Source organism: Variovorax sp. VNK109, assembly GCF_049445855.1.
In the GTDB taxonomy this organism is placed as follows: Bacteria; Pseudomonadota; Gammaproteobacteria; order Burkholderiales; family Burkholderiaceae_C; genus JAGOCV01.
Window position 1 is genome coordinate 509,280 of the sequence record NZ_JBMSDV010000002.1, and the last position, 22,406, is coordinate 531,685.

Annotated in this window: 16 protein-coding genes; 9 read left to right on the forward strand and 7 right to left on the reverse strand. The window is 65.0% G+C overall.

Features of this window, described 5'->3' with window-relative positions; genetic code table 11:
• Nucleotides 1–32: 32 nt before the first annotated feature.
• Nucleotides 33–713 (forward strand): ribose-5-phosphate isomerase RpiA, encoded by a 681-nt coding sequence (rpiA, locus tag ACO2Q9_RS09990; protein ID WP_423310787.1) that lies wholly within the window; start codon nucleotides 33–35, stop codon nucleotides 711–713.
• A 44-nt stretch (nucleotides 714–757) separates the two neighbouring features.
• Here rpiA and ACO2Q9_RS09995 read toward each other — a convergent pair whose 3' ends face one another.
• From ACO2Q9_RS09995 to ACO2Q9_RS10015, 5 genes are all read right to left on the reverse strand, one after another.
• On the reverse strand, nucleotides 758–1,366 hold the full coding sequence (locus ACO2Q9_RS09995; protein ID WP_423310789.1) for a glutaredoxin domain-containing protein: 609 nt from the start codon (nucleotides 1,364–1,366) through the stop codon (nucleotides 758–760).
• A gap of 38 nt (nucleotides 1,367–1,404) precedes the next feature.
• Nucleotides 1,405–3,465 carry a M3 family metallopeptidase gene (locus tag ACO2Q9_RS10000; protein ID WP_423310791.1) on the reverse strand — a complete coding sequence of 687 codons (2,061 nt, stop codon included), beginning with the start codon at nucleotides 3,463–3,465 and terminating at the stop codon, nucleotides 1,405–1,407.
• 92 nt (nucleotides 3,466–3,557) lie between these two features.
• A complete protein-coding gene (gene folD / locus ACO2Q9_RS10005) occupies nucleotides 3,558–4,418 on the reverse strand; it encodes a bifunctional methylenetetrahydrofolate dehydrogenase/methenyltetrahydrofolate cyclohydrolase FolD (RefSeq protein ID WP_423310793.1) in 861 nt (286 codons plus the stop codon).
• Nucleotides 4,419–4,554: 136 nt separating this feature from the next.
• On the reverse strand, nucleotides 4,555–5,172 hold the full coding sequence (locus tag ACO2Q9_RS10010) for a response regulator transcription factor (protein ID WP_423310795.1): 618 nt from the start codon (nucleotides 5,170–5,172) through the stop codon (nucleotides 4,555–4,557).
• Nucleotides 5,169–7,709, reverse strand: coding sequence for a PAS domain S-box protein (locus ACO2Q9_RS10015; RefSeq protein WP_423310797.1), 2,541 nt, complete (start codon nucleotides 7,707–7,709; stop codon nucleotides 5,169–5,171). The genes ACO2Q9_RS10010 and ACO2Q9_RS10015 overlap by 4 nt, the downstream gene beginning before the upstream one ends.
• Nucleotides 7,710–7,858: 149 nt before the next feature.
• Between ACO2Q9_RS10015 and aceE the strand changes: the two genes are divergently transcribed.
• The 4 genes from aceE to lpdA are packed head-to-tail and all read left to right on the forward strand — an operon-like array spanning nucleotide 7,859 to nucleotide 14,688.
• On the forward strand, nucleotides 7,859–10,564 hold the full coding sequence (gene aceE, locus ACO2Q9_RS10020; RefSeq protein ID WP_423310799.1) for a pyruvate dehydrogenase (acetyl-transferring), homodimeric type: 2,706 nt from the start codon (nucleotides 7,859–7,861) through the stop codon (nucleotides 10,562–10,564).
• Between the two features lie 19 nt (nucleotides 10,565–10,583).
• Nucleotides 10,584–12,272 carry a dihydrolipoyllysine-residue acetyltransferase gene (gene aceF, locus ACO2Q9_RS10025; RefSeq protein ID WP_423310801.1) on the forward strand — a complete coding sequence of 563 codons (1,689 nt, stop codon included), beginning with the start codon at nucleotides 10,584–10,586 and terminating at the stop codon, nucleotides 12,270–12,272.
• Entirely contained in the window at nucleotides 12,269–12,859 is a 591-nt protein-coding gene (locus ACO2Q9_RS10030; protein WP_423310803.1) for an MFS transporter, read from the forward strand. Before aceF ends, ACO2Q9_RS10030 begins: the two co-directional genes overlap by 4 nt.
• On the forward strand, nucleotides 12,856–14,688 hold the full coding sequence (gene lpdA / locus ACO2Q9_RS10035) for a dihydrolipoyl dehydrogenase (protein WP_423310805.1): 1,833 nt from the start codon (nucleotides 12,856–12,858) through the stop codon (nucleotides 14,686–14,688). The genes ACO2Q9_RS10030 and lpdA overlap by 4 nt, the downstream gene beginning before the upstream one ends.
• Nucleotides 14,689–14,751: 63 nt before the next feature.
• Here the strand turns inward: lpdA and ACO2Q9_RS10040 are convergent, their stop codons facing one another.
• The gene (locus tag ACO2Q9_RS10040; protein ID WP_423310807.1) at nucleotides 14,752–15,414 is read right to left on the reverse strand and encodes a C40 family peptidase; all 663 of its coding nucleotides are present in this window, start codon (nucleotides 15,412–15,414) and stop codon (nucleotides 14,752–14,754) included.
• Between the two features lie 91 nt (nucleotides 15,415–15,505).
• On the opposite strand from ACO2Q9_RS10040, the gene ACO2Q9_RS10045 reads away from it, so the two are divergent.
• From ACO2Q9_RS10045 to ACO2Q9_RS10055, 3 genes are all read left to right on the forward strand, one after another.
• Nucleotides 15,506–16,645, forward strand: coding sequence for a PQQ-dependent sugar dehydrogenase (locus tag ACO2Q9_RS10045; protein ID WP_423310809.1), 1,140 nt, complete (start codon nucleotides 15,506–15,508; stop codon nucleotides 16,643–16,645).
• Between the two features lie 41 nt (nucleotides 16,646–16,686).
• Nucleotides 16,687–17,283 (forward strand): isochorismatase family protein, encoded by a 597-nt coding sequence (locus ACO2Q9_RS10050; RefSeq protein WP_423310811.1) that lies wholly within the window; start codon nucleotides 16,687–16,689, stop codon nucleotides 17,281–17,283.
• A gap of 79 nt (nucleotides 17,284–17,362) precedes the next feature.
• The gene (locus ACO2Q9_RS10055; RefSeq protein WP_423310813.1) at nucleotides 17,363–19,258 is read left to right on the forward strand and encodes a propionate--CoA ligase; all 1,896 of its coding nucleotides are present in this window, start codon (nucleotides 17,363–17,365) and stop codon (nucleotides 19,256–19,258) included.
• On the opposite strand, the gene ACO2Q9_RS10060 is transcribed toward ACO2Q9_RS10055, so the two are convergent.
• Complete coding sequence (locus ACO2Q9_RS10060; protein WP_423310815.1) at nucleotides 19,236–21,386, reverse strand: tetratricopeptide repeat protein; 2,151 nt, start codon at nucleotides 21,384–21,386, stop codon at nucleotides 19,236–19,238. The two genes, ACO2Q9_RS10055 and ACO2Q9_RS10060, sit on opposite strands and share 23 nt — an antisense overlap.
• Nucleotides 21,387–21,411: 25 nt before the next feature.
• On the opposite strand from ACO2Q9_RS10060, the gene ACO2Q9_RS10065 reads away from it, so the two are divergent.
• The gene (locus ACO2Q9_RS10065; RefSeq protein WP_423310817.1) at nucleotides 21,412–22,395 is read left to right on the forward strand and encodes a glycosyltransferase; all 984 of its coding nucleotides are present in this window, start codon (nucleotides 21,412–21,414) and stop codon (nucleotides 22,393–22,395) included.
• Nucleotides 22,396–22,406 lie beyond the last annotated feature (11 nt).

Genomic DNA, 22,406 nt, shown 5'->3' on the forward strand with positions numbered 1-22,406 from the left:
GGATAATTCCGGAATCAACAGGATTTTCCCAGATGACGACACTCTCCCAGGACGAACTCAAGACCCTCGTGGGCCAGGCCGCACTCAAGTACGTGGTGGAAGGCGAAATTGTTGGCGTGGGCACCGGCTCGACGGTCAACAAGTTCATCGAGGCACTCGCTTCGATGAAAGACCGCATCAAGGGCGCGGTATCGAGTTCGGAGGCGTCGACGCAGAAGCTCGAGGCGCTCGGCATTCCGGTGTTCGATTCGAACGAGGTACCGGAACTCGCCGTCTACATCGACGGTGCCGACGAGATCGACGGCAAGGGCTACATGGTCAAGGGCGGTGGCGCGGCACTCACGCGCGAGAAGATCGTCGCTGCGCAGTCGCGCCAGTTCATCTGCATTGCCGACGAGTCGAAACGGGTCGCGGTGTTGGGTGCTTTTCCCCTGCCGGTGGAAGTGGTCCCGATGGCGACGCAGCGGATCGTCGCGCAGTTCGCCGCGATGGGCGGTCAGGCGTCAGTGCGGATGAAGGACGGCAAGCCGCTCGTGACGGACAACGGCCAGCACATCGTCGACGTGAAGGGTTTGAAGATCGAAGACCCGCTGGCGTTCGAAAGCCAGGTCAACCAGTGGCCCGGCGTCGTGACCGTGGGGGTGTTCGCCCACCAGAAGGCCAGCGTGTGCCTGCTCGGCACCGCGCAGGGCGTGAAGACCCTGACCTATTGAGGAAAGGCGGCGCACCGCGCCAGCAAACGCGCTGGAAAGGGCGCCTAGAAGCGGATGCCTGCCGGGTTGCTGGCCGGAGCGGCCAGCGGTGCAAGCGGACGAACGGGTTCTTGCGCGGGGGCTGCAGGCGCTGCCTCTGCGCGCGCGACCAGCGGCGCAGGCGCCGGGTTGCGATAGCCCGGCGGGAGTTGCGACGTCCGCGGATAACCCGCTGCATTCAGGAATTGCGTCCACTCGGCTTCGGCAAACCCCTTCAGTTGCTGCGTACCGATGGTCAGCAGCGGAAGGCCCGTCTCGCCGCTCAGGCGCTGCAGCGCTTCGATGTCTTCAGGGGTGCCGACAATGCGCTCGGTGAATGGCACGCCCCGTGCGCTGAGCAGGGCGCGGCCGCTCGCGCAAGGGGCGCAGGCATTGCCCGTATAGATGGTCACCGGATAGCGGGTGACGGCCTGCCGCAGTTCAAACGGCAGCTGAGGCCCGCTGGCTGCATTGGCGGTGGCGCTGGGTTCGCTCCCCGCAACCGGTGGCTTGTCGGAGAAAGTGATGCGGCCGTCCGGACCGACGCTGCGGAAAATCTGCTGGGCCTGCGCCGGCAACCCCAACCCTGCCAATGCAGTTGCCGCCATCGAGCAGGCCAGGACGTAAGACTTCATCGATCGTTCCCCTTGTTGCAATGCCGCATGCTGCGGACTCAAGCCATTCCCTGATGTCGCAGCAGGGCGTCCAGCTGCGGCTCGCGACCACGGAATGCCTTGAAGGATTCCATGGCCGGGCGGCTCCCACCCGCCTCGAGAATGGCTTGCCGGTATTTTCTACCGGTTTCGATGCTGGGCGCACCGTCGTTACCAGATGTTTCTTCGAACGCGGCATAGGCATCGGCACTCAGGACCTCTGCCCACTTGTAGCTGTAGTAGCCCGCAGCGTAGCCCCCCGAGAAAATGTGCCCGAAAGTATGCGCGGTGCGGCTCCAGACGGGGGGCTGGATGACCGCCACCTCGTTGCGGACGGCCCGCAGCAGGGGCATGAAATCCTCGGACGGATCGTGGCTTGTGTGCAACAGCATGTCGAACAGCGAGAACTCGATCTGTCGCACGGTCTGCAGGCCGCTCTGGAAATTCTTCGCCGCGAGCATCTTGTCGAACAGTTCGCGCGGCAACGGCTCACCGGTGTCCACGTGGGCAGTCATGTGGCGCAGCACGCTCCATTCCCAGCAGAAGTTCTCCATGAACTGGCTGGGCAATTCCACGGCATCCCACTCGACGCCGCTGATGCCGGACACGTCGCGCTCGTTCACCTGCGTGAGCATGTGGTGCAGGCCGTGGCCGAATTCGTGGAAGAGGGTGGTGACGTCGTCGTGCGTGAGTAGCGCTGGCTTGCCGTCCACGCCCTCGGCAAAGTTGCAGACGAGGTGGGCCACCGGTGTCTGCAGATGTCCGTTGTCAGGGCGCAGCCAGCGGGCACGCACGTCGTCCATCCATGCGCCGCCGCGCTTGCCGGTGCGGGCCGAAGGGTCGAGGTAGAACTGGCCGACCAGCACGGGCGCGCCACCCACGCCCGGACGCTCGATGCGGTAGAACTCGACGCCCGGGTTCCACACCGGCGCGCTGTCGCGGCGGATGGACACTTCGAACAGCGTTTCGACGATCTTGAACAGGCCTGCCAGCACCTTGGGTGCGGTGAAGTAGCGCTTGACTTCCTGTTCGCTGAACGCATAACGCGCTTCCTTGAGCTTTTCGCCGATGTACGGCCAATCCCAGGGTTGCGGGTCGGTCAGGCCCAGGTGTTCGGCAGCGAACGCACGCATGTCGGCCAGATCCTTCTCGGCGAAGGGTTTGGCACGATGCCCGAGGTCGCGCAGGAACGTGATGACCTGTTCCGGCGAATCCGCCATCTTGGCAACGACGGAGACCTCGCCGAAGTTGCGGTAACCCAGCAGCTGTGCTTCTTCCTTTCGCAACGCGAGGATCTCGCGCACGAGCGCGGTGTTGTCGAAGCGGATGGCGTCGCCCTCGGCCTGGTCGGACGCGCGCGTGGCGTAAGCGCGATAGAGTTTCTCGCGCAGCGCGCTGCTGCGGGCGAACTGCATCACGGGCAGATAGCTCGGCATTTTCAGCGTGAGCTTGTAGCCGTCGTGCCCGTCGGCTTGCGCGGCGGCGCGTGCAGCGGCTTTCACGTCCTCCGGCACACCGTCGAGTTCGGCTTCACCGGCGTAGTAGGCGAAGGCATCGGTCGCGTCGAGTGAGTTCTCGCTGAACTTCTGGCTGGCCTCGGCCTGGCGCTCCTGGATTTTGGCGAAGCGCTCGCGCGCCTCGCCTTGTAGTTCCGCACCGGAGAGCACGAAATTGCGCATGGCGTTGGTGTGGGCCTGCCGTTGCTCGGCGTTGAGCGTGGACGTGTCGATGGCCTTGTACTTGGCGTACAGCCGCTCGTCGGCACCCAGACGCGTCCAGAACTCGGTGACGCGGGGCAGGGCCTCGTTGTAGGCGGCACGCAGCTCGGGCGTGTCGGCCACGCCGTTCAGGTGGCTCACGGCACCCCAGGCCCGTCCGAATCGTTCGGTCGCGACGTCCAGCTCACGCGAGATTGCCGTCCAGTCGGCGGGGAAGTCCGGCTTTGTGACGGTCTCCAGCGCCTTGTCGGCGTCGGCCATGAGGACATCGACCGCAGGCGCCACATGTTCGGGGCGGATGCGGTCGAAGAGCGGAAGGTCGGAAAAATCGAGCAGCGGATTGGCGGGCGTCGGTTGGGTCATGACCTGCATTTTGCGGCACCCGCGCCGGCTTCAAGGGTTGCGCGGCCATTGAACATGCCAATGGCCGGGCTTTGCAGCGGCTATCCCGGCGGTCAGGCCTTGGCCCGCGCCTCGCGCTCCGCCGATTCCAATGTGTTGACCAGCAGCATGGTCACCGTCATCGGGCCGACGCCGCCGGGCACCGGGGTGATCCAGCCGGCGACTTCCTTGACCGCCGCAAAGTCCACATCGCCGCACAGCTTGCCCTGTTCGTTGCGGTTCATGCCCACGTCGATGACCACCGCACCCGGCTTGACCATGTCGGCGGTAAGCGTGTTGCGCCGGCCCACGGCGGCGACGATCACGTCGGCCTGCAGCGTCATCGCCTTCAGATCGGCCGTGGCGCTGTGGCAGACGGTGACGGTGGCGTTCTTCTGCAGCAACATCAGCGCCATCGGCTTGCCGACGTTGTTGCTGCGGCCGATCACCACGGCATGCTTGCCCTTGAGGTCGTAGCCGATGCTCTCCAGCAGCTTGATGCAGCCATACGGCGTGCAGGACCAGAACCCCGGCAGGCCGGTCATCAGCGCGCCGGCGCTGGCGACGTGGAAGCCGTCCACGTCCTTGGACGGCGCGATCGTCTCGATGACCTTCTGCGCGTCGATGTGCCTGGGCAGCGGCAACTGCACGAGGATGCCGTGGATCGACGGATCGGCATTCAGTGCCTCGACCCGCGCCAGCAGCGCAGCTTCGGTCAGCGAGGCGTCGTACTTCTCCAGCACCGAATGCAGACCGGCTTCCTCGCAAGCCTGGACCTTCTTGCCCACATACACCTGGCTTGCCGGGTCTTCACCCACAAGAATGACCGCCAGACCGGGCGTCGTCCCCCGAGCCTTCAAGGCAGCCGTACGTTGTGCCACCTCGGCACGCAATTGGCGGGACACGGCATTGCCGTCAATGATCTGAGCAGTCATGAAAAATTCCGGTGAATGAATTTCTGGTTCAGATCGCCGCGGAACCGGCTTTGCCGGGCCGCCAGCGATGCCCCCTTGAGGGGGAAGCGCCGCAGGCGCTTCGGGGGTGATCTCGGCTTCGCGCTTCGGGGGTGGGCTAAGCTTTTTGCCCGAGCGCAATCTTCAGCAGGTCGGCCACCGTGTTGGCATTGAGCTTTTCCATGATGTTGGCGCGGTGCGCCTCCACCGTCTTGATGCTGATGCCCAGATCGTCGGCGATCTGCTTGTTCAGGCGGCCGGCGACGATGCGTTCGAGCACCTGCGCCTCGCGGCTGGTGAGCTTGGACAGCAACGCGTCGCGGCTCGCGGCCTGCTGGTATTCGGAGAACGCGCCCTTGGCGTGCTCGAGCATGCGTTCGACGAGACCGACGAGCTCTTCTTCCTTGAACGGCTTCTGGATGAAATCCATCGCGCCCTTCTTCATGGTGTCCACGGCCATCGGGACGTCACCATGGCCGGTGATGAACACGATGGGCAGGGGGGAACGTCGTTCGAGCAGGCGGTCCTGCAGTTCGAGGCCCGTCATGCCGCCCATGCGGATGTCCACGATCAGGCAGGCGACTTCGCGCGGGTCGTAGCGCGACAGGAAAGATTCCGCCGAGTCGAAGCAGCGGACCCGGAAATCCTTGCCCTCCAGCAACCACTGCAAGGAATCGCGCACGGCCTCGTCGTCGTCCACGACGTAGACAGTGCCTTTTTTCGTCATCAAGCTCATGCGGAAACTCCGGCGTCTCTGGAGGAGGATTCAGGGGGCGAGGGGTCCGGCTGTGTCAGCGGTATCAGGAAGGAGAACCGGCAGCCTGTTATTTCCGTCCCATTGTAGAGGTTCTCCGCGCGCATCCGGCCATGGTGCGACTCGACGATGCTGCGGCACAGGTTGAGACCGATGCCCATGCCCTCGGACTTGGTGGAAAAGAACGCTTCGTAGAGCCGCTCCATCACCTCGGGGGCGAGGCCACCGCCGGTGTCCTGCACCGAGAACTCGATCATCCCCTGGCCTTCGACGTGCTTGGGCACCACGCGAACTTCGACGCTGCGCTGCGCAATGGGCCGTCTGGCCTGGTCGACGGCTTCGGCGGCGTTGCGGATCAGGTTGACCAGCACCTGCTCGATGAGGATCGGGTCCACCATCAGCTGCGGAAGTCGTGCAGCGACATAGTGCGACAGGCGCACATTGCGGCGGCGCAGTTCGATCTCGGCCAGCTCGATGGCTTCGTTCACCATCCACGCGACGTCGGACAACGTGCGATTGGGCTCGCTGCGCTTCACGAAACTGCGGATGCGCTGGATGATCTGTCCCGCGCGCTGCGCCTGCCGCGCCGTCTTCTCCAGCGCAGCCAGCAGGTCGGGCTCCGAAATCTGTCCGCTGCGGATGCGCGAGAGCATGCCGTTGCAGTAGTTGTTGATGGCCGTCAGCGGCTGGTTGAGTTCGTGCGCCACGCTGGACGCCATTTCCCCCATGGTGATCAGGCGGCTCACCGACTGGGCGCGCTCTGCCTGCACGGCCGCCTGCTCCTCGGCCTGGCGGCGCGGCGTGATGTCGGAGGCGATCACCATCTGTGCCAGTCGCCCGTCCACCCAGTTCAGGTAGCGGGAACGGACTTCCATCCACTTGTCCAGCTCCGGGATGTAGATCTCGGCGCTGCCGCTTTGCGCGACCGTGAGCGAGTCCGTGGGCAGGCCGACAAGGCCGTCCACATCGTCCAGCGACTCCTCGGTGGGTGGCGTCTCGGGCACGCCGGCCTGTGCGACCAGTTTCAGGTGGCCGCGGGTGTCCGATTCGAACCACTGCCGGTACATCTTGTTGGCGAACAGCAGTTCCTCGCTGCCCAGCGGCGCCACCGACACTGACGCGTCCAGCGCTTCCAGCACGGTCGTGAAGCGCTCGTACGACGCCGACAGTTGCTCGCGGATGCGGTTGGGCTCGGTGATGTCGGTCATCGACGTCATCCAGCCGGTCTGGTGGCCCTTGGCATCGATCAGTGGCGAGAGGTACAGGCGCGCGTCGAACAGCGTGCCGTTCTTGCGCTTCACGCGCACCTGGAAGCCGCCGGGCGTGCTGCGACCCTGCAGCTCTTCCTCGAGCTTGGCCGTGAGCTGCTCGCGGTCTTCTTCCGGCCAGAACGGGAAGGGGGCCGTGCGACCCACGAGTTCACCCTCGCTCCAGCCGGTCATGTGACAGAAGGCGGCGTTGATGTAGGTGATGCGGCCCTGCATGTCCAGCGCGCGCATGCCGGTGAGCATGGAGTTTTCCATGGCGCGGCGGAAGTTCATTTCTGCCACGAGGGCATGCTGTGCCTGCATGCGCCGGCGCGTGTGCCGCCAGGTGCCGATAAGCATCCAGGCGGTCAGGATGCTGAGCGCGCCGACCATCCAGAACAGGCCGTTGCCCACGAGGCCGGACGAGGTCCGGTATGCCTGCCCGCGCAGGCTCAGGCCGTTGCCGACGGGTGAAACGGGTGCCTGGTGCTCGTTGACCTGCGCGGCCCATGGCAGCAGGCTGGCGGTCGCGGGACGCACTGGCGTCGCATTGCCGGCCAGCACACCACCCTTGGCGTCCAGCAGCGAGATGGCATAGCGCGACGACATTTCCGCCGGTACGCCATAGCGCAGCAGCCCGTCGATGCTGTATTCACCGAGAACGGTGCCGGCGAATTTGCCGTGATCGGACATCGGAATATGCAACTGCAATGTCGCCTGCGGCTCCGGCCCGGCCAGGGGCGGGGAGAACACGGGTTGCTGCAGGTCGCGCGCCAGACCGAAAACGCTCTCGGCCTCTCCCTGCAGCAACTCGCCCACGGAATGCTGCTGGCTCGTAGCGGTGCTGGGTGATGCATAACTGGCGCGGACGCGGCGGCGGTCATCGATCCAGGTGACGGCCTGCAACTCGGGGTACTTGCTGACGAGATCTTCGGCGCGGGCTCTGAACTCGGCGCGATCCACCTCGCCGTTGGACACGTCGCGTGCAATGCGCATCAATTGTTCCTGCCGCTCGAGCAGGCGCAGGCGGACCTGCTGCTGCGAGTAGTCGATGTCGCGCTTGACGGCCTCCTGCTCCCGCTCGATTTCCTCGGTGCGCAAATACCAGAACGATGCGACGATGGCTGCAAAAAACAGAAGCACGGACGCCAGCGGTGCCAGCATTGCGTACCGGTCCTGCCGCGTGGGACTCTGGCGGCGCCACCACCGACGCCACCACGCCAGCGGCGGAACGGCGCCGTAGGTGGAATGCGTGAAATTCGGGGGGCTCATGACAGGAGTGTAGGTGTTGTTACTATTGTTGAATTTCTTATTATGAAATCAAAAAGCGCCATTTGAAATTGGTAATGAAGTGTGCGAAACTCGCCGCGCGTGCCGCGAGCGGTACTAAATTACGTCGTGCAACCCACAAGGAGACAAGCATGTCAGCCAACCCGAACAACCTGTTTGGTTCGGCCGCGAATGACGCGGACAGCCAGGAAACCCGTGAGTGGATGGATGCCCTGTCCGCCGTCATCGAAAGCGGCGGCGCGGAGCGTGCCCACTTCCTGCTGGAGCAACTGCTCGAACATGCGCGTGAGCACAGCATCGACATGCCGTTTTCGGCCACCACCGGCTATGTGAACACCATCGAGCCTTCGAAGGAAGCGCGTTCGCCGGGCAATCTGGACATCGAAGGCCGCCTGCGGGCCTACATGCGCTGGAACGCCATGGCCATGGTGGTCAAGGCCAACCGCCATCACCCGGTGGACGGCGGTGATCTCGGGGGCCACATCGGCTCCTTTGCCTCGCTGGCCAACCTGTTTGCGGCCGGCTTCAACCATTTCTGGCATGCGGAGAGCGAGAACCACGGCGGCGACTGCATCTACTTCCAGGGCCACGTGTCGCCAGGTGTCTATGCCCGCGCTTTCCTCGAAGGCCGCCTGACCGAAGAGCACCTGCTGAACTTCCGCCAGGAAGTGGACGGCAAGGGCCTGTCCAGCTATCCCCACCCGAAGCTCATGCCCGGCTTCTGGCAGTTCCCGACGGTGTCCATGGGTCTCGGACCGCTGATGGCGATCTACCAGGCGCGCTTTCTCAAGTACCTGCATGCGCGCGGCATCGCCAATACCGAGAACCGCAAGGTCTGGGTGTTCTGCGGCGACGGTGAAATGGACGAAGTGGAATCGCTGGGTGCCATCAGCCTTGCGTCGCGCGAGAACCTGGACAACCTCGTTTTCGTCATCAACTGCAACCTGCAGCGCCTGGACGGCCCGGTGCGCGGCAACGGCAAGATCATCCAGGAGCTCGAAGGCGAATTCCGCGGCTCCGGCTGGAACGTCATCAAGCTGATCTGGGGCAAGGGCTGGGACGACCTGCTGGCACGCGACAAGGACGGCGCGCTGCGCAAGATCATGCAGGAGTGCAATGACGGCGACTACCAGTCGTTCAAGGCCAACGACGGCGCCTACGTGCGCAAGCATTTCTTCGGCCGCGACCCGCGTACGCTCAAGATGGTCGAGCACATGAGCGACGACGAGATCTGGAACCTGCGCCGCGGCGGCCACGACTCACAGAAGGTCTATGCGGCCTTCCACGCTGCCAACTCGCACAAGGGCCAGCCCACCGTGCTGCTCGTGAAGACCGTCAAGGGCTTCGGCATGGGCAAGATCGGGGAAGGCAAGAACACGGTCCACCAGACCAAGAAGCTCTCGGACGAGGACATCAAGGCCTTCCGCGACCGCTTCAACATCCCGATTCCCGACAGCCAGATCGCCGATCTGCCGTTCTACAAGCCGGCCGATGACACGCCGGAGATGAAGTACCTGCACGAGCGCCGCAAGGCGCTGGGTGGCTACCTGCCCAACCGCCGCGCCAAGGCCGACGAGAGCTTCACCGTGCCGGCGCTCGACACCTTCAAGACGCTGCTCGAACCCACGGCCGAAGGCCGCGAAATCTCGACGACGCAGGCCTACGTGCGCTTCCTCACGCAGCTGCTGCGTGACCAGGCGCTCGGCCCGCGCGTGGTGCCCATCCTGGTCGATGAAGCCCGTACCTTCGGCATGGAGGGCCTGTTCCGCCAGGTCGGCATCTACAACCCGCACGGTCAGCAGTACACCCCGGTCGACAAGGATCAGGTCATGTACTACAAGGAAGACAAGGCCGGCCAGATCCTGCAGGAAGGCATCAACGAAGCCGGCGGCATGTCCAGCTGGATCGCTGCGGCCACCAGCTACAGCACGAGCAACCGGATCATGATCCCGTTCTACGTGTACTACTCGATGTTCGGCTTCCAGCGCATCGGCGATCTGGCCTGGGCCGCAGGCGACATGCAGGCGCGGGGCTTCCTGCTGGGCGGCACCTCGGGTCGCACCACGCTGAACGGCGAAGGCCTGCAGCACGAAGACGGCCACAGCCACATCCTGGCGAACACCATTCCCAACTGCGTGAGCTACGACCCGACCTTCTCGCACGAAGTCGCGGTGATCATGCAGCATGGATTGAAGCGCATGGTGGAGAAGCAGGAAAACGTCTTCTACTACCTCACCCTTCTGAACGAGAACTACGCGCAGCCCGGCCTGATCCAGGGCACGGAAGAGCAGATCATCAAGGGCATGTACCTGCTGAAGGAAGGTGCCAAGCTGACCCCGCGCGTGCAACTGTTGGGCTCGGGCACCATCCTGCGCGAGTCTCTGGCCGCGCAGGAATTGCTCGAAAAGGACTGGGGCGTTGCCGCCAACGTGTGGAGCTGCCCGAGCTTCAACGAACTCACACGTGACGGCCAGGACGCCGAGCGCTGGAACCTGCTGCACCCGACCGAAAAGGCGAAGACTGCGTTCGTGACGCAACAGCTCGAGAAGCACAACGGCCCGGTGGTCGCTTCCACCGACTACATGAAGGCCTACGCCGAGCAGATCCGTCCGTTCATGCCGAAGGGCCGTACCTACAAGGTGCTGGGCACCGACGGTTTCGGCCGCAGCGATTTCCGCAGCAAGCTGCGCGAGCATTTCGAGGTCAACCGCCACTACATCGTGGTGGCCGCACTCAAGGCGCTGAGCGAAGAGGGCACCGTGCCGGTTGCGAAGGTGGCCGAAGCCATCAAGAAGTACGACATCAAGGCGGACAAGATCAACCCGCTCTACGCCTGAGCCGCAGGAGACACAAGACATGGCATTGCTGGAAGTGAAGGTCCCCGATATCGGGGATTTCGACGAGGTCGCGGTCATCGAGGTGCTGGTCAAGGCGGGTGACACCGTCAAGGCCGAGCAGAGCCTGATCACCGTCGAGTCCGACAAGGCGTCGATGGAGATTCCGTCGGCAGCCGCTGGCGTCATCAAGGAGATGAAGGTCAGGATCGGCGACAAGATCAAGGAAGGCTCGATCGTGCTGGTGCTGGAGACGGCAGGTGATGCTGCGGCGCCCGCACCCGCGCCTGCTTCGGCTCCGGCTCCGGCGCCTGTGGCTGTTGCGGCCCCCGCCGCAGCGCCTTCCCAGGCTGCTCCTGCACCCGCGCCCGTGGCCAGCGGCCCGGTCGAAGTGCGTGTGCCCGACATTGGCGACTTCAAGGACGTGTCCGTCATCGAAGTGTTCGTGAAGCCGGGCGACACGGTGAAGCTCGAGCAGAGCCTGCTCACCGTCGAGTCCGACAAGGCGTCGATGGAAATCCCGTCCGCCGCTGCCGGCGTGGTGAAGGAACTGAAGGTCAAGCTCGGCGACAAGATCAACATCGGCGATCTGATCGCGGTGCTCGAAGGTTCTGCTGCCGCACCGGCTGCTTCTGCTCCCGTCTCTGCAGCGCCTTCCGCTGCGCCTGCTGCAACTGCCGCAAGCCCCGCACCGGCCGCTGCCGCAACGCCTGCAGCATCTGTTGCAGCCGCCGCTGCATCTGTTCCTGCGCACGACCCGACCGCTCCGCGCGGCGCATTGCCGCATGCATCGCCGTCCGTGCGCAAGTTCGCGCGTGAACTCGGCGTGCCGCTCGAAGAAGTGAAGGGCAGCGGGCCGAAAGGCCGCATCACGCAGGATGACGTTCAGGCCTTCACCAAGGCCGTGATGAGCGGTGCTTCGCAAACGAAGGCGCAAGCTGCGAAGGCACCGGCATCCGGCGGTGGTGATGGCGCGGCCCTCGGCCTGCTGCCGTGGCCGAAGGTGGACTTCACCAAGTTCGGCCCGGTCGAACGCAAGGACTTGAGCCGCATCAAGAAGATCAGCGGCGCGAACCTGCATCGCAACTGGGTCATGATCCCGCACGTCACCAACAACGACGAAGCCGACATCACCGAACTCGAAGCCTTCCGCGTTTCCACGAACAAGGAAAACGAGAAGTCGGGCATCAAGGTGACGATGCTGGCCTTCGTGATCAAGGCGACGGTCGCGGCGCTGAAGAAATTCCCCGAGTTCAATACCAGCCTCGACGGCGACCAGCTCGTCTACAAGAACTACTTCAACATCGGCTTTGCGGCGGACACGCCCAACGGGCTCGTCGTGCCGGTGCTCAAGGATGCCGACAAGAAGGGCATCCTGCAGATCAGCCAGGAGATGGGCGAACTCGCCAAGAAAGCGCGCGATGGCAAGCTCGGCTCGGCCGACATGCAGGGCGGCTGCATGTCGATCAGCTCGCTGGGCGGCATCGGCGGCACGCATTTCACGCCGATCATCAATGCGCCCGAAGTGGCGATCCTCGGTCTGTCCAAGAGCTACATGAAGCCTGTGTGGGACGGCAAGCAGTTCGTGCCGCAACTTACATTGCCGCTGTCACTGTCGTACGACCACCGCGTCATCGACGGCGCATCGGCCGCACGCTTCAACGCCTACCTGGGCCAGGTGCTCGCCGACTTCCGCCGCGTACTGCTATGACGGTCATTGCAGTCGTGAAGAAGGCGGGGCAGGTGGCCATTGCCTCGGACACGCTCGTCACGTTCGGCGACACGCGTCTGCCCAACCGCTTCGAGAACAACACCAAGGTGTTCAAAGTGGACACGCCCCATGGCGTGAGCCACGTCGGCATGGCGGGCACGGTGGCGCACTTTCCGGTGCTGCGCAAGGCGCTGGGTGCATTGCCGAAAGATCAGGTGCGCCTGAGCAGCCGCGAGGAGGTATTCGACACCTTCACGCGCCTGCATCCGCTGCTGAAGGAAACGTTCTTCCTGCAGACCAAGGAAGACGACAACGACCCTTACGAGTCGAGCCAGTTCACCGTGGTGATCGCCAATTCGAGCGGCATCTACGGCGTTTACAGCTATCGCGAGGTGTTCGAGTTCAAGGAGTTCTGGAGCATCGGCTCAGGTCGCAGCTTTGCGTTGGGCGCGATGCACGCGAGCTGGGCAGGCGCGAAGACCGCTCGTGAAGTGGCGCTGGCCGGCGTGAATGCCGCCTGCGAATTCGACAAGAACTCCTCCGCACCGGTGGAAGTGTCCACCGTCAAACTGAAAGGTTCCGCATGAGCCTCGTTGAAATCAAGGTGCCGGACATCGGCGATTTTTCGGAAGTGGCCGTCATCGAGGTGCTGGTCAAACCCGGCGACACGATCAAGGCCGAGCAGAGTCTGATCACCGTGGAGTCCGACAAGGCCTCGATGGAAATTCCCTCCAGCCACGCAGGCGTGGTGAAGGAAATGAAGGTCAAGGTCGGTGACAAGGTGGCTGAAGGGTCAGTGGTGCTGATGCTGGAGGCCAGCGATGCAGGTGCAGCCGCTGCGCCTTCGCCGGCTCTTTCAACTGCGACGCCTGCTGCGCCAGCACCTGCTGCACCCGTGCCAGTGCCGGCACCTTCCGCCGCACCTGCGCCGCAAGCCGTCAGCTACTCCGGCGCAACCGATGTCGAATGCGATGTGCTCGTTCTCGGCGGTGGGCCCGGTGGCTATTCGGCCGCATTCCGCGCGGCTGACCTCGGCCTCAAGGTCGTGCTGGTCGAGCGCTACGCCACGCTGGGCGGTGTCTGCCTGAACGTGGGCTGTATCCCGTCCAAGGCATTGCTGCACGTCGCGGCCGTCATGGACGAAGTGAGCCACTTCGAAGCGCTGGGCGTGAGTTATGGCAAGCCGACTGTGGACCTGGACAAGCTGCGCGCCCACAAGGCCAAGGTGGTGGGCAAGCTCACGGGCGGCCTGAATTTCATGGCGAAGGCACGCAAGGTCACGGTCATCCGCGGCCATGGCGAGTTCGTCGGCGCGAACCACCTCACCGTGCAGGAAACCTCGGGCGAAGGCCAGGAGCGCACGGGCAAGTCGCAGACGGTCAGGTTCCGCAACGCGATCATTGCGGCGGGCTCCCAGGCGGTGCATCTGCCTTTCATGCCGAAGGACCCGCGCGTGGTCGACTCGACCGGCGCGCTCGAGCTGGCGGGCAGCCCCAAGCGCATGCTGATCCTGGGCGGCGGCATCATCGGCCTGGAAATGGGCACGGTGTACTCCACGCTGGGTGCACGCCTCGACGTCGTCGAAATGATGGACGGCCTGATGCAGGGTGCCGACCGCGATCTGGTCAAGGTGTGGCAGAAGATGAATGCGCCGCGCTTCGACAACATCATGCTCAAGACCAGGACCGTCGGTGCGGAAGCGACGAAGGACGGCATCCTGGTGAAGTTCGAGGGCGAGGCTGCCCCGAAGGAACCGCAGGTGTACGACCTGGTGCTGCAGGCCGTGGGCCGCACGCCCAATGGCAAGAAGATCGGCGCCGAGAAGGCCGGCGTGTCGGTGGGCGACCGCGGGTTCATTCCGGTGGACATCCAGATGCGCACCAACGTGCCGCACATCTTCGCCATCGGCGACATCATCGGCCAGCCGATGCTGGCGCACAAGGCCGTGCACGAAGGCCACGTGGCAGCCGAAGTCATCGCCGGCGAGCAACTGGGCGACAAGGAACTGTCGAGTGCCGCCTTCAATGCACGCGTCATCCCGAGCGTGGCCTACACCGACCCCGAAATCGCCTGGGTCGGCCTGACCGAAGAGCAGGCGGCTGCACAAGGCATCGCGGTCAAGAAGGGCCTGCTGCCGTGGAACGCGTCGGGTCGCGCCATCGCCAACAACCGCGACGAAGGCTTCACCAAGCTGCTGTTCGACGAAAAGACGCACCGCATCGTCGGCGGCGGCATCGTCGGCACGCACGCGGGCGACATGATCGGCGAAGTGGCGCTGGCCATCGAGATGGGCGCTGACGAAGTGGACATCGGCAAGACGATCCACCCGCACCCGACGCTGGGCGAAAGCATCGGCCTGGCGGCGGAAGTGGCGCACGGCAGTTGCACCGACGTGCCGCCGCCGCGCAAACGCTGAAGTTGCGTCAACCATGAGAAACGGCCCGCGAGGGCCGTTTTTTTTGCGGGGCGGAGCAGACGCTCAGGGCATCAATTCCGGATACGGACGGGGCTGGTTGGCCGACGCCGCCGGGGCAGGTGCAGCGGGAGCCGCCGTCTGCATCAGTGACGCAGCCGCAGCATTCGCAGGCAACTGGGCCTGCGACTCGGCCGGCGTGACGCGTCGAGCACCGTCGAAGCGCCGCTGCCAGTAGTTGCTTTGCATGCTTTCCACGCGAACCTCGGCACCGGGCTTGGGCGAGTGGATGAACTTGCCGTCGCCGACATAGATGCCGACGTGGCTGAAGGTGCGGCGCAGCGTGTTGAAGAACACGAGGTCGCCCGGCTTGAGTTCGGTCTTCTCGATCTTCTGCGTGGCGGCCGCCTGCTGCTCGGCCTTGCGTGGCAGCACGAGGCCGATGGTCTGCTCGTACATGGCCTTCACGAAGCCGCTGCAGTCGAAGCCACCGGCTTCGGCCGAGTTGCCGCCGCGCTTGTACGGCACACCCAGGAAACCCATGGCCGTGACGACGAGTTCGGACGTCTTGTCCTGCACGGTTTGGCGGACCTGATTGAACTGCTCGACCAGCCCGCGATCGGACAGGAACTTGTCCATGTCGTCCGATGCGTTCGCGTGAGCCTGCGGCGCAGCGACGGCCTGTTGGGCCATGAGCAATACCACTGCGGCGATGAGGGCTGAACGCATGGGGCCGTAGGATACCGGACAGGGTGAGCCGGCGTCAATTTAAAGAAGATTCTGGATTTTCATTGCAACTAATTGATTTGTAAAGGTTTCCATGAAGAATTTGAATTTTTCTCAGTTCGCCGTCAGCCTGCTGGTGACCATTTCCGGGATCGCTGTGCTGCCCGTGGCCGCGCAGGCGGTGTCGGTCCGTGCCGAGGTTGTAGCCACCGGGCTTGCGAACCCCTGGGGCGTTGCCTTCCTGCCGGAAGGCCAATGGCTGGTGACGGAAAAGGGGGGCAGCATGCGCGTTGTCGGTGCCGACGGACGCATCGGCGAGCCGCTCCAGGGCTTGCCACAGATCGCCGCGGGCGGGCAGGGCGGTCTGCTGGACGTGCTGGCCGACTCGGCCTTCGCGCAGAACCGCACCGTTTACTTCTGCTTCTCAGAGCCGGGCATGGGCAACCAGTCCAGCGCCAACAGCACGGCGCTCGCCAGTGCACGCCTGTCGGTGGACCACCGTCGGCTGGAGAACGTGAGGGTCATCTTCAGCCAGAAACCCAAGGTGGCCAGCCGTGCGCACTTCGGGTGCCGCATCGTGGAGTCCCGTGACGGCACGCTCTTCATGACGCTGGGCGACCGCTTCTCGCGCATGCAGGATGCACAGACGCTGGACAACCACCACGGCAAGGTGATCCGCATCCGCAAGGACGGGGGCATTCCGCCGGACAACCCGTTCGTGAAGCGCGGCGGTGCGCTTCCTGAAATCTGGAGCTACGGCCACCGCAACGGACAGGGCGCAACGCTCGCGCCGGACGGCAGTTTCTGGATGCACGAGCACGGCCCGCAGGGCGGCGACGAGATCAATGTGCCGCAGGCGGGGCGCAACTACGGCTGGCCCGTCATCACCTACGGCGAAAACTATGGCGGCGGCAAGATCGGGGATGGGATCACCTCGCGTGACGGGCTCGAGCAGCCGCTGCACTACTGGGCGCCGTCGATCGCGCCGTCGGGCATGGCTTTCGTCACGAGCGACCGCTACGGCCCGGCCATGAAGGGCAGCCTGCTGGTCGGCTCGCTGAAGTTCGGCTACGTGAACCGCATCACGCTGGCCGGCGGCAAGGTGCAGGGCGAGCAGAAGCTGATTGCCGACATCGGCGATCGCATCCGCGACGTGAAGCAGGGACCGGACGGATTCATCTACGTCTTGACCGACAATTCGCGGGGCCGGCTGATCCGACTGCAGCCATCCTGAACCGATCCCGAGACCGAAAAGAACGCCGAAAGAAAACGCCCATGCTGCTGGATGCCGAACAATCCCAACTCGTGCTGGTGGACTACCAGGCCCGCCTGATGCCCGCCATTGCCGACGGCGCTGCCGCACTGGCCAATGCCGTGCGTCTGGCCAAGGCGGCGCAGGCGCTGGGCGTGCCGGTGTTCGGCACCGAGCAGAACCCCTCGAAGCTGGGCGAGAACGACCCGGCGCTGCGCGCGCTGTGCCAGCAGACGCTGGCGAAGATGCATTTCAGCGCCGTGTCTGAAGGCCTGGGCGAATGGCTCAAGCCGCTCGCCAAGGGGCCGCAGGGCAATGCGCGCAGCCTGCCCAGGCACCTGCAGAAGCCGCCGGAACCCGCGCGCGAGATGATCGTCATCGCAGGCTGCGAAGCGCACGTCTGTCTGCTGCAGACGGCGCTCGAACTCATCGAGGACGAGTTCGATGTCTGGGTGGTGACGGACGCCTGCGCCTCGCGCACCGAGCGCAACCGCGACGCGGCCTTCGACCGGCTGGCCGGTGCCGGGGCCGAGCTCGTCACCACCGAGATGGTGGTGTTCGAATGGCTGCGCACCGCCGAGCACGAGCAGTTCAAGGCGCTCCAGGGCCTGATCAAGTAATTGACATCGGTCACGGCCGTGGCGCGTCAGTCTGTAGCAAGGGCGACGGACACAATAGACGCAAAACGGGAGACAAGCCGTGGCAAGTTATGCAGAGTTCCATCGTCGCTCCATCGAGGAGCCCGATGCCTTCTGGGCCGAGCAGGCCCTCCTGATCGACTGGAAAACGCCGCCGCAGACGATCTGCGACTGGAGCCATCCACCCTTTGCGAAATGGTTCGCCGGCGGCACCACCAACCTGTGCCACAACGCTGTCGACCGGCACCTGAACGACCGCGCAGACCAGCCTGCGCTGATCTACGTCTCCACCGAGACCGGCCAGGAAAAGACGTACACCTTCGCTCAATTGCACAAGCAGGTGCAACTGGCGGCCGCCATGCTCAGGGGTCTAGGCGTCGGCAAGGGCGACCGCGTGCTCATCTACATGCCGATGATCCCCGAGGCTGCGTTCGCCATGCTGGCCTGCGCGCGTATCGGCGCCATCCACTCGGTGGTGTTCGGCGGGTTCGCATCGGTGTCGCTTGCAAGCCGCATCGAGGACGCGAGCCCCAAAGTCGTGGTGAGCGCCGACGCGGGCTCGCGCGGTGGCAAGGTCATTCCGTACAAGCCGTTGCTGGACGAAGCGCTGCGGCTGTCCAGGCACAAGCCGCGGGCTGTGCTGCTGGCCAACCGGGGACTCGCGCCGATGGCGATGACGGCCTCGCGTGACCATGACTGGGCGAGTCTTGCCGGCCGGTACGCCAACACCGATGTACCTTGCGAATGGCTCGACGCGACGGACATCAGCTACACCATTTACACCAGTGGCACGACAGGCAAGCCCAAAGGGGTGCAGCGCGACACGGGCGGCTATGCAGTGGCACTGGCCGCCAGCATGAAGCACATCTTCTGCGGCAATCCGGGCGAGACGTACTTCTCCACCAGCGACATCGGCTGGGTGGTCGGGCACAGCTACATCGTGTATGGCCCGCTCATCCACGGCATGGCCACGCTGATGTACGAAGGCCTGCCGATCCGGCCGGATGGCGGTGTCTGGTGGAGCCTGGTCGAGAAGTACAAGGTGACGGTAATGTTCAGCGCGCCCACGGCGGTGCGCGTGCTCAAGAAGCAGGACCCGGCACTGCTGAAGAAGTACGACCTGTCCAGCCTGCGCGCGCTGTTCCTTGCGGGCGAGCCGCTGGATGAGCCGACCGCGCGCTGGATCAGCGACGGGCTGAACGTGCCCATCATCGACAACTACTGGCAGACCGAAACCGGCTGGCCGCTGCTCACCATCGCCAACGGCGTCGAGAAGAAAGACAGCCGCTTCGGCAGCCCGGGCGTGCCGATGTACGGCTACCGCGTCAAGCTGCTGCACGAGTCCACCGGCGAAGAGCTGACGCAACCGGGAGAGAAGGGTGTGGTCGTGCTGGAAGGCCCGACACCCCCGGGCTTCATGCAGACCGTATGGGGCGACGACGCGCGCTTCGTCAACACCTACTGGAAGAGCATTCCGGGTCAGTTGGTCTACAACACCTTCGATTGGGGCATCCGCGACGAGGACGGGTACTACTTCATCCTGGGCCGCACGGACGACGTGATCAACGTCGCCGGGCACCGGCTGGGCACGCGCGAGATCGAGGAGAGCATTTCCAGCCATCCGGACGTGGCCGAGGTGGCCGTGGTCGGCGTGGCCGATGCGCTCAAGGGTCAGGTGGCCATGGCTTTCGCCGTGCCGCGCGATGCGGGCAGGATCCAGGATGCTGCGGCGCGGCTCGCGCTGGAAGGCGAGATCATGAAGCTTGTGGACACACAACTCGGCGCGCTGGCCCGTCCCGCGCGCGTGCACTTCGTGACGCTGCTGCCCAAGACCCGCAGCGGCAAGCTGCTGCGCCGCGCGATCCAGGCGGTGTGCGAAGGACGCGACCCGGGTGATCTGACGACGATCGAGGATCCGGGTGCGCTGGCGCAGGTCAGGGAGCAGCTGGCAAGCTAGCGTCGGACGGGACGTCGAAGGGGGCAGGGGGCTGGCCGCTGCGCGCGCGCGTGATGAGGGCATGCCAGGCGACTTCGGTTTGTCTCGCCCGGGCTTGCGGTTGCCACCAGGCGGTGGTCCCTTTTGTTGCCTGCCACTGGGTGCGCATGTCGAGCGCGGCTTGCGGCGAACTCAGGATTTCGATGGCCCGGCGCTCGTACTCGTCCGGGCTTGCGGCAACCCAACTTCTCAGTCCTGCGGCCTTCAGCAGCGCAGCACCGCCTTGCGACAACGATGTGTGCGTGGCACACGCCAGTGTGGGAACACCGCGTGCCAGGCCGGCCGCCAGCGATTGCGGCGCACTGTGGCGCAGCGTGTCCAGCACCAGCGCAGCCCGCGACACCTCTTCGACAGGGATGGACTGGAGTCGGTCTTGCGTAATGCCTTGCGCCGCCGCATGGCGACGCAGCCGAGCGAGCACGACCGCACCCGGTGCGACGATGCCAAGCCGCGCTCCCGGCACGGCGTTCAGGATGCGCGACCAGCTGGCGAGGCTGTCCGCGTCGATGTGCGCAGCGGGTGCCGCGACCGCGATCAGGATGTCGGAGCCACTCGCAGTCTCCTGATTGATTTCACGTGGTGATTCCGCGGGTGCATGGGGGCCGGCAAAGGGCAACCGCACCATCGGCATGGCACCAGACCCAGAGGAAATTGCATGGGTCAGCACGTCGGTGAGTTCGTAGTCGTACAGGCCGGAGGCAATGGCGGACGGATAGCCGCGCATCTCGCGGACCTGCACCGGTGCGACGCGCGATGCCGCCACGCACGGCCGGGCATCCGGCGTGCCTGCCGCGACGTCGACCAGCAGGTCCAGCAGGTCCAGCCTCATGCGTGTGATGAGCTCGGCATCGGTCAGGTGCGAGAGATGAACCACGGAATCCGCGAGGGCTTCGACGGGCTGGGTCCATTCGAGCCTGGGAACCGGCGTCTGCGTGTAGACATGCAGCGCGAAGCGGCTGCGGTCGTGGCCGTTGAGGCGTGCGCAAAGTGACTGCGTATCAGCGGTGTTCGCCAGGCGCGGCGCCAGGATGCCGATGCGCATGCGCGAATCGCCCACGCGGCGGTTGTCCTGGGCATGCAGTTTCACCACGGCGGTGTGGCGGATGGCCAGGTCGACATGGGACTGGATGGCCCCGAGCTGCCCTTCATCCAGTTGCAACAGCGGCGCTACTGTGCGGGCGGCCTGCCATGCCAACGGTGATGCCGATTCGGGCCGTGCGAGCAGGGTGGCCAGCATCTGCGCAAGCGCGCGCACGTAGATCCATTCCGATTCGACGCAGGCCTGCGCGGCGTATTGCACGTAGGCACCGGACACGTCGACGGCGTTGCCGATCGGGTTCCACGCCGTCAGACCGATGCGGTGCAAGGCCTCCTGCGCGGCTGCAGGCGTCGTCTGGCTGAAGCTGCGCAGGGCGTCGTCCCAGCTGCCGAGTACCGTGTGCGCGATGCCTTGCCGTGCCCTGAGCGCGGCGCCTGCGGGCGCTCCAGCGGCTGCGGCGCCCGCCAGTTCCTGGATGGCCGTATCCGTCGCCCTGAGTGCGTCGGATGGACGACGGGTCAGCAAGAGGCTGTCGATGAGTTGAAGGCGCGGCTCGGGCGCACGTGGCGCGACATTGGCCTGATGCACCGCGCGCTGCAACGCGCTGTCGGTATGGCCGCTGGCCATGTCGAGCGTGGCCAGGCGCGAGAGCGTGGGAACGTGGTCCGGATCCAGTCGAAGTGCGTGTTCGAGGAGTTCACGCGCGTCGTCGAGCTTGCCCACGCCATGCGCAACCAGTGCCAGATTGTTGCAGCCGTCAGCGGTTTTCATCAATGCGCGGCGGTGCGGCTCGAGCGCACGCCACGCGGCCTGCGGCCTGCGCAATTCCAGCAGCACGGACGCGCAGGCGCTCGCGGGGTTCGGCTCATTGGGCTTGAGGCGGGCTGCTGCCTCGAATTCGACCAGCGCCAGCTCGGCCAGCCTGTCACGGTGAAACGTGGCGCCGCGCTGCATGTGGTCGATGAAAGGGTCCGGATGACGGGCGGCAGCTTCGACGGCTGCACGTTCATTCTTCGGATAGCGGGGGACTGAATCGAAGGTGGTCGTCATGGCGTTGCACAGCATAATCGACCTCATGTCCGCCGCTGTTGTTTCCACGCCGCTCCATCTGGTCGGCAGCTTCACCGACCCCTACACGGGGGGCGAACGCGAACTGCCAGACCTGGCGAAAGCGCTCCAGGGCCGGCGCGACTGCGTGCTCTGGTCGAGTGAGCCGCCGCATCCGGTCTATGCGGCGATGGGTGTCCGGTCGATCGACATGAACGCGGGGCAATACCCGCAGGGCGGCATGCTGCTGCTGGGTGGCGTGCACGTCGGCGTCGGCCCGTGGCTGGAGGCGGGCAAGTTCGAACGCGTGGCGATGCGCTACAACCTGCCCCAGCATGAGCGCCTCTTCCGCATGACAGGGCACCTGCGCAAGGTAACCGGGCGCGAGCCTGAACTCCTGTTCGCTTCCGAGAGCCTTCGTCTGGGCGTGGGGCTGCCGGGACGATTCGAAGCCAGCCTGATCCGGCTCGATCCGTTCCTGGTCGTCCCGGTCGAACGACCTTCAGGGCGACCCTTCACCGTGGGCCGCGCGAGCCGGGACGCGATCGAAAAGCATCATCCGGACGACGTGTTCATCTATCGCATGCTCGCGGCACAGGGCGCGCAGGTGCGAATCATGGGCGGCACGTGCCTTGCGCCGTGGCTCGACGGCGTGCAGGGCGTGGAGCTTCTCCCGACCGGGCAGATGCCGATGCCCGAGTTCACCGAAAGCCTCGACGCATTCTTCTATCGCACCGGCAGTTTCTACGAGGCCTATGGCCGCGTGGTCTTCGAAGCCATGGCCAGTGGACTGCCGGTGGTTGCGTCGTCCTACGGCGGCTTTGCCGAGCAGATCGAAACCGGCGTCTCGGGCTTCCTGTTCGACACGCGGGAAGAGGCGTGGGACGCCCTCATGCAACTGCGCGATGATCCCGGGCTGAGGTATACGATGGGCCTGGCTGCCCGCCAGAAAGCAAAAAGCCTGCACGGCCACGAGGCGGAGCAGGCTTTTCTGGACTTCTACTTGCGCTGAAGTCCTCGATT

Bases quoted from the DNA above. Each gene is read 5' to 3' on its own strand.
- rpiA (WP_423310787.1), top strand. From the start codon at position 33: ATGACGACACTCTCCCAGGACGAACTCAAGACCCTCGTGGGCCAGGCC.
- ACO2Q9_RS09995 (WP_423310789.1), bottom strand. From the start codon at position 1,366: ATGAAGTCTTACGTCCTGGCCTGCTCGATGGCGGCAACTGCATTGGCA.
- ACO2Q9_RS10000 (WP_423310791.1), bottom strand. From the start codon at position 3,465: ATGACCCAACCGACGCCCGCCAATCCGCTGCTCGATTTTTCCGACCTT.
- folD (WP_423310793.1), bottom strand. From the start codon at position 4,418: ATGACTGCTCAGATCATTGACGGCAATGCCGTGTCCCGCCAATTGCGT.
- ACO2Q9_RS10010 (WP_423310795.1), bottom strand. From the start codon at position 5,172: ATGAGCTTGATGACGAAAAAAGGCACTGTCTACGTCGTGGACGACGAC.
- ACO2Q9_RS10015 (WP_423310797.1), bottom strand. From the start codon at position 7,709: ATGAGCCCCCCGAATTTCACGCATTCCACCTACGGCGCCGTTCCGCCG.
- aceE (WP_423310799.1), top strand. From the start codon at position 7,859: ATGTCAGCCAACCCGAACAACCTGTTTGGTTCGGCCGCGAATGACGCG.
- aceF (WP_423310801.1), top strand. From the start codon at position 10,584: ATGGCATTGCTGGAAGTGAAGGTCCCCGATATCGGGGATTTCGACGAG.
- ACO2Q9_RS10030 (WP_423310803.1), top strand. From the start codon at position 12,269: ATGACGGTCATTGCAGTCGTGAAGAAGGCGGGGCAGGTGGCCATTGCC.
- lpdA (WP_423310805.1), top strand. From the start codon at position 12,856: ATGAGCCTCGTTGAAATCAAGGTGCCGGACATCGGCGATTTTTCGGAA.
- ACO2Q9_RS10040 (WP_423310807.1), bottom strand. From the start codon at position 15,414: ATGCGTTCAGCCCTCATCGCCGCAGTGGTATTGCTCATGGCCCAACAG.
- ACO2Q9_RS10045 (WP_423310809.1), top strand. From the start codon at position 15,506: ATGAAGAATTTGAATTTTTCTCAGTTCGCCGTCAGCCTGCTGGTGACC.
- ACO2Q9_RS10050 (WP_423310811.1), top strand. From the start codon at position 16,687: ATGCTGCTGGATGCCGAACAATCCCAACTCGTGCTGGTGGACTACCAG.
- ACO2Q9_RS10060 (WP_423310815.1), bottom strand. From the start codon at position 21,386: ATGACGACCACCTTCGATTCAGTCCCCCGCTATCCGAAGAATGAACGT.
- ACO2Q9_RS10065 (WP_423310817.1), top strand. From the start codon at position 21,412: ATGTCCGCCGCTGTTGTTTCCACGCCGCTCCATCTGGTCGGCAGCTTC.